We start from the raw sequence: 7,203 nt of genomic DNA, 5'->3' as shown, positions 1-7,203 counted from the left end.
CAGGATGGAGTTGTCGGGCAGAAAGTTCATGGTTGCACCTTCGGTTTGCGTTCGGGAATGTTCCCGGTCAGGGATGGCCTGTACTGTGTGTAAACCCCGTTCGGGCAGAAAGCAAGGGGGTTGGGAATTGGAAGGACTGTCTTTTCAAATGGTTGCACTCAGCCTTGCGGCCCGTGCCTTCGGTCCGTGGGGGCGTTGTACCGATGGGAAGCGCGGTATGGGCTTGTCCCGGGGCTCGTTTGTGGCGTAAGGGCAATGGGTAGGCGGCGGGAACTGTTCATGTTTCGGGGTGGCCAACGGAGGCGTTGCGTGAGGATACTGATTTTGGCGGGCAAGGAAGTGGCGGTGGAGAAGCTGGACCTGCTCCCGGAAGGCCATGAGCAGGCCGTGGTCCGTCTGGCCTCCGTCTCTCGGGGCGTGCGCCGGTTGGAAAAGGACGCCGCCGACCTGGTTCTTTTCGTGCCCGGCCCGGGTGACGATTCCTGGGCTCGGGGGGTGACCCGCGTGCGGGACGAGTACGGGCGGCAGTCCATGGTCCTGTTTGCCGAGCCTGGTTTCGAGGCCGAAGCCTTGGACCGGGGAGCCTTCGACTGTTTCATCTGGGGGCCCGAGACACGGTCTTGTCTGGTTCACGCCCTCCGCCACCTGGAGAGCCGACTCGACCTGGAGGAGCGGTTGGCGGGGGAGCGCTCCATACTCAACTGGATGGAGCGCACCGACGCCTTCGGTAGTTGGGCCATGGACCGGGAGGGGCGCATTCGCTGGTCCGGGGGATTGCGCCGTATGTTCGCCCGGGAAGCCGATCCGGGACCCAAGCTGTCCGGCCTGCGCCCATACGTCCATCCCGACGATCTGGAGGTTTTCGACCGGGCCAACGAGGCCACCTTCGACCAGGGGTGGCCCCTGGACTTCGAGTATCGCGTGGTGGACGGAGACGGCCAGGTTCGCCATCTGCACGTCAACCGCGAAGTGGAACTGGGCCCGGGCGGAGATATCGTCCGCGCCTGGGGCATGGCCCGGGACGTCTCCCTGCAAAAGGAATTTGAGGAATTGCTCTTCCGGCGGGATGCCATTCTCCAGGTCCTGGCCAGTTTCGCCAGCCGGTTCCTGCGCAAGGTGGACTGGGACGAGGGGGTGAGCGAGGCCCTGACCAAGCTCGGCAAGGTCACGGACGTGACCCGCATCTATCTTTTTAAGAAGGTCACCGACGCGTCCGGCGCGGAGACCCTGGTTCTGCACAACGAGTGGAGAGCGGACGGGATCACGCCCCTGGACCCCCTGCCGGAGAATTTCGGCCTTAGGCTCTCGCCTCACTACGATACCTGGCGCGGGGCCATGCTCAAGCGCAAGGTGGTCACCGGCCACGTCCGGCATTTCCGCAAGGAGGAAGGCGCGCTCTTTGCGGCTACCGGAGCCCGCTCGGTCATGATCGTGCCGGTTTTCGCCGGGAACGCCTGGTGGGGATTCCTGGGCTTGTCCGAACACCGCTGCGAGCGGGACTGGCTGCCCGTGGAGATCGAGTCCATGATGCTGGCCGCCAATCTTTTCGGTTCGGCCATCCACTACGGCGAGATGAGCCGCAAGCTCGTGGAGGCCAACCGCTCGGCCGAGGAGGCCTCCTCCGTCGCGCTTGAGGCGAACCTGGCCAAGTCCATGTTTCTGGCCAACATGAGCCATGAGATCCGCACGCCCATCAGCGGCATCCTCGGCATGGCCGAGATGATGGTCACCACCGGATTGACCGAAGTCCAGCGCGAGCACATGGACATGATCCGCGACGCGAGCAACTCCCTGCTGAACATCGTCAACGACATCCTGGACATCTCCAAGATCGAGGCGGGCAAGATGGAGCTCAAGCCCGAGGACTTCACCTTCCGTTCGGCCCTGGAGACCAGCGTGCGTTCCTTCGGGCCCCAGGCCGAACTCAACGGCCTGGTTTTCCGCCACACCGTGGCCGACGACGTGCCCGCCCGGCTCAACGGTGATCCCGACAAGTTGGGCCAGGTCCTTTGGAATCTCATCGGCAACGCCCTCAAGTTCACCCCGCGCGGGCTGGTGGAGCTGATCGTCTCGGTCTCCGCTCGGGAGTCCGGGCGCGTCTGCCTGGAGTTCAAGGTCCGCGACACCGGCGTGGGTATCCCCGAGGACAAGCTCGACGCGGTCTTCGACAGCTTCACCCAGGCGGACAGTTCTCTGCGTAAGAGACATCGGGGAACGGGCCTGGGGCTGGCCATCTCCCGCCAACTGGTCAACATGATGGGCGGCGAGATAGGCGTGGAATCCGCCGTAGGCCTGGGCAGCACCTTTTTCTTCACCGCCTGGTTCGGCCTGGTCGAGGAGCCCGAACCCGAGATTGCGCCCGCCAGGCCGCGCACGCCGCGCACCCTGCACCTGAACATCCTCCTGGCCGACGACAACGCCATGAACCGGAAGTATCTGCAACACTTCCTGACCATGTTCGGCCATACCGTGGTCACCGCCGAGAACGGGGTCCAGGTCCTGGACATCCTGTGCGACAAGGGCCGGACCATCGACGTGATCCTCATGGACGTCCAGATGCCCGAGATGAGCGGGATCGAAGCCACCCGTGCCATCCGCGAGTCGGACGGCCGCCGGTACGACCGCAAGATCCCGATCATCGCCCTGACCGCCTACGCCATGAAAGGCGACCGCGAACGCCTGATCGAGGAGGGCATGGACGACTACGTCAGCAAGCCCGTGGACATGCACAAATTGTCCGAGGCCATCGTCCGCTGCACCGCCGACCATGAGCCCCGCAAGGAGGCGACCTGCCGCCCGGCCCCGCCCGAACCAGAGGCTTCCTGCGAGATCACCCTGGACGTGGAAAGCCTGAGCAAGCGATTCGAAGGCAACATGGACCTGTACAAGGACATCCTCGGCCTCTTCCTCCTCGAAGCCGCGGTCAAGTTCCGGGAGCTGGACTGCGGGCTTAAGGCCATGGACGCCAAAGCCACGGCCGCGGCCCTGCACTCCATCACCAACATTTCCAGCCACGTTCTGGCCATGGATGTGGTCAACGCCTCCCGCCAGCTGGAAAAAAAGTGCTACTGCGGCGAGATGGACGCGGTCAAAACGGGCGTCGCCGAGCTGTTGCCCCGTTTCGAGGCTTTGATCCGGGCTGTGGAGAAAGAGGCAGCGCGGCTGTAACCCGTTGCAATTTGCGGACTCGCAGAGTAGGTATTATTACCGTTTCCATCCCGGAAACCACTGTACAGGAGGAAGCCGATGCTGGTCAGAGATTGGATGACGGTCAACGTCATGGCCCTGGGAGTGAATTCCTCGGTGCTGGATGCGGCCGAGATTTTGCGGGAGAAGAACATTCGTCAATTCCCGGTCATCGACAGCGCGGGCGGCCTGGTCGGCATCGTTTCCGACCGGGACATCCGCGACGCCATGCCGTCCAAGTTCATCCCCGGCGACGCCGTGGTCGAAAGCGGCGGCGGCCTGTACACCCTCACCGCGGGTGACATCATGACCCTGGATCCCGTGTCCGTGCCCTCGGACGCGGCCATGACCGAGGTGGCCGACATCCTCGTCAAGCACAAGGTCGGCGGCCTGCCGGTGGTGGATGGCGGTCGGCTTATCGGGATCATCACCCAGCTCGATGTGCTTCGCTTCCTCTGCGCTTCGGCGGGTTCCGCGCGCGGCGGTGCGCAGTTCGGCATCCGCATGGACGGGCCCGAAGGCGTGCTGGCCGATCTGCTCTGTGAACTGCGGTCCATGGGCATCGTCTTCACCAGCGTCTTCACCGCGGTGGATCCCGCCCGCAACGGTTCCCGGAATGCCTACGTCTCCGTCGCCGACCTCGGGGATAAATCCATCGAAGACGTCGTCGAACTCCTGCAACGCAAGTACACGCTTCTCTTTTACGTGGCCGAAGGCGTCACGGTGGATCTGATCTAGGGGGAGGCGGCTTCGGATTGCGGGCTCTCCCGAGCCTGTTCCGTGCGGGGAGAGACGCTGTTCGGATATGGGCGCACTCGAAATCGCGCCATGCGGGGCGCTGCGCCACCCGGGACGCCGGAAGGCGAAACGGATTTTGGGCGCCCGCCATCCACGAAGGGGTAAGAGAAACTTTGGAAGGGAGTCCAGGGGGAAATCGGTATAGACATTTCCCCCTGGTCGCCGGAGGCAAGCGCCAAACGCCGCCCGGCCGCATTGCGGTCGGGCGGCGTTTGGCGCTTGCGGCGCGGCGGATCTAATCGGCCAGGGCGGTGCGGACGACTTCGATGAGCCTGCGGGTGTCGATGGGTTTGGTGAAGGTATCGACCACGTCGTAGACCTTGGCGAGTTCCACGATGGCTTCGGGATTGAAGGCCTCGCCGCCGGAGATAGCGATAAACTTGTGGGCGCTGTCCGCCTTGATCAGTTCGCCCATGACTTGGAGCCCGCCCTTCTTGGGCAGGAAGATGTCGATGATGGACAGGTCGATGGGCGTGTCTCGGCAGATGTGGATGGCTTCTTCGCCGTCCACGGCTTCGATTACGTTGAAGCCCTCGGCCTCCAGAACCGATTTGAGCAGTTCCCTGGTCATGGGGGCGTCGTCGACGACGAGAATGGTTTTCATCACGGTGCTCCTTTACGTTTCGGGGAGGGAATCCGTTGGTTGGGCGTGGATGCCGGATACGTAGTCTAGCGCGGACTGGACGTCGGCTTCAAGGATTTTCAATTCCTTTTCGGCGGAGGCGGCGTCCTGTTGGCGGCAGAGGTATTCCATCTGTTCGGCGATGGCCCCGAGCCGATGTGCGCCCACGGTGCGGGCCGAGCTCTTGATGGAATGGGCCATGCGTTTGGCGTTGTTCCAGTCGCGCCGGGCGAAGTGGTCGGCCAGTTCCTTGAGTTCGCCGGGCACGTCGCGCAGGAATATTTCGTCCATGCGGGCGAGGAGATCGGTCTTGCCGCCGAGCATGTCCAGAGCGCTTTCACGGTCGAAGGGCTTGCCCTGCGCGGCCGGGAACGGTTGTTCCCGCTCCGGCTTCGGCTCCGGGGACAGGGGGCGGCCGTTCATGGCCCGGGCGATGGCGTTATAAAAGTCGCGCATTTTGATGGGCTTGGCGATGTAACCGTTCATGCCCGCCGTCAGGAACCGTTCCCGGTCGCCCTTGAGGGCGTGGGCGGTCAGGGCGATGATGGGAATGTTCGGGTCGAGCGCCCCGGAATTGGGGTCGCGGATGGCCCGGGTGGCCGAGACGCCGTCCATGATGGGCATCTGGACGTCCATGAGCACCAGGTCGAAGGGGGCTTCACGCAGGGCGTTGAGGGCTTCGATGCCGTTTTTCACGGCCAGGACGCTGTGGCCCTGTTCACTGAGCAGAATGGTGGCCAGTTCGCGGTTGAGCGGGTTGTCGTCGGCCAGCAGCACGGTCAGGGGGGGCAGGATCGGGACCGGGGTCTCGGCCTCCCTCCGTTCCTGTTCCGCAGCGGCGGGGTCGCCCACGGCGAGTTCGGCGGTGAAGGTGAAGGTGCTGCCTCGTCCCTCTTCGCTTTGCAGGGTCAGTTCGCCGCCCATGAGGCCCACCAGAAGCTGGCAGATGGCCAGGCCCAGGCCCGTGCCGCCGTATTTGCGGGTGATGGAGTCGTCGGCCTGGAGAAAGGACTGGAAGATGTCCCGCTGCTTGTGCTCCGGGATGCCCACGCCGGTGTCGGCCACGGCGAAGACCAGGGAGATGGGGTCGCCGGGCTTGAGATCATGGGCCGGAGCGGCGGATTTAACGGACACGGTCACGCTGCCGCTCTCGGTGAATTTAATGGCGTTGCCCACCAGATTGATGAGGATCTGGCGCAGCCGCGAGGGGTCGCCCATCAGGGCGGCGGGTACGTCCTCCGCTACGCTGCTACGCAGGTCGAGGCCCTTTTCCTCGGCCGTGAGCATGTGCAGGTCCAGAGCGCCGTACAGGGCCCGGCGCAGGTCGAAATCTATGGATTCCAGGGTTAGACGGGAGGCCTCGATCTTGGAGAAGTCGAGGATGTCGTTGATCACGGAGAGGAGCGAGTTGCCCGCCTCCATGACCCGGCGCAGGTAGCGGTTCTTGCGGTCCTTGTCCTCAATGGACAAGGCCAATTCGGACATGCCCAGGATGGCGTTGAGCGGCGTGCGGATCTCATGGCTCATGTTGGCCAGGAACGAAGACTTGGCCCGGGTGGCCGCGTCGGCCTTCTCCCTGGCGGCGACGAGCCGCTGGGATTTGCTGGTCAGCTCCACGTTGGCTTTTTCCAGCTCCATGGTGCGTTGCCGGACCCGGTCCTCCAATTTGTCGCGGGCCTTTTTCAGGGCGTCCTCGGCCCGCTGGCGGGCGGTGATGTCGATGCCGAGCACCATGATCATGCGTTCGCCGTTGGAATCGGTCATGGGGCTGCATTGGAGGTGGAAGGTCCTGCCCTGGTTGTCGGTCCAGTCCCATTCCACGGCCCGGTCGGTGTTCATGGCCTCCATGGGGGGGCACATGGAGCAGTTGGTGCCCGAGCAGTTCAGGGCCTCGCGGCATTTCCGGTTGCGCGGACTGCCGAAATATCGCCGGAAGTAGCGGTTGGCATAGCGGATGGTCTGGTCTGGGTAGAGGTGGTAGACGATGCCGGGCAGGGACTCCATGAAGAATATCTGGCGCTGCTGTTCGCGGCGCAGGTCCTCGTCGGTACGGTGCAGCTTGGTCAGGTCCAGGGTGTGCACGGCCAGCCGGTTGACCTCGCCCCAGGGGTTGGCCACGGGCACGATGGAATGGACCAGGGAGCGGCCGTCGATCTCCTCCTCGAAGCGCACGGACCGCACGGTGCGGATGGACTCCGCGATCTTGGCCCGGCGTGATTCGGCTGCGGCAGTGGGCAAGAGTTCGTAAATGTTGGAGCGTTGCAGGGTCTGGCCGGGCTTGAGGTCGAACAGCTTGGCGGCGGCGTCGTTGGCGGCCAGCACGTAGCCGCTGACGTCCATGACAAAGGCGGATTCCACCGAGGAATCCATCAGGGCCTTGGAGGTTTCGTCAAGGGCGACGTAAGAAGTCGGGCGTGCGGGTTTTTTTTCGAAGGGCATGCTGTTTGGACGTAGATGGGTTGACTCTTCTATATCTAGTAAGAAACCCGGTCCGGTTGGTCAACGGGAATCCCCGTGTCGGGCCATTATAATTCTTGATGCCCGGGCGGCTTGTCATTTCCGGCCGTTGCCGTATCGTGGCTTCCGTCCGAAGGAGA

4 protein-coding genes are annotated in these 7,203 nt (G+C 63.7%); 2 read left to right on the top strand and 2 right to left on the bottom strand.

From position 1 onward, the window contains the following. The first annotated feature begins 309 nt into the window (after positions 1–309). Positions 310–3,168, top strand: coding sequence for a hybrid sensor histidine kinase/response regulator (locus J0909_RS11340; protein WP_207262943.1), 2,859 nt, complete (start codon positions 310–312; stop codon positions 3,166–3,168). 78 nt (positions 3,169–3,246) lie between these two features. Continuing rightward, positions 3,247–3,924: a CBS domain-containing protein gene (locus J0909_RS11335; protein ID WP_207262941.1), complete on the top strand. Its 678-nt coding sequence runs from the start codon at positions 3,247–3,249 to the stop codon at positions 3,922–3,924. 295 nt (positions 3,925–4,219) lie between these two features. On the opposite strand, the gene J0909_RS11330 is transcribed toward J0909_RS11335, so the two are convergent. Both J0909_RS11330 and J0909_RS11325 read right to left on the bottom strand, forming a co-directional pair. Then, positions 4,220–4,588: a response regulator gene (locus tag J0909_RS11330; RefSeq protein ID WP_207262939.1), complete on the bottom strand. Its 369-nt coding sequence runs from the start codon at positions 4,586–4,588 to the stop codon at positions 4,220–4,222. A gap of 12 nt (positions 4,589–4,600) precedes the next feature. Further along, positions 4,601–7,045, bottom strand: coding sequence for a PAS domain-containing hybrid sensor histidine kinase/response regulator (locus J0909_RS11325; protein WP_207262937.1), 2,445 nt, complete (start codon positions 7,043–7,045; stop codon positions 4,601–4,603). Positions 7,046–7,203: the final 158 nt, after the last annotated feature.

The organism is Desulfovibrio sp. Huiquan2017, assembly GCF_017351175.1.
GTDB lineage: Bacteria > Desulfobacterota > Desulfovibrionia > Desulfovibrionales > Desulfovibrionaceae > Pseudodesulfovibrio.
Note: the sequence above shows the minus strand (reverse complement) of the source record. Positions and strands in the feature narration are given on the sequence as shown.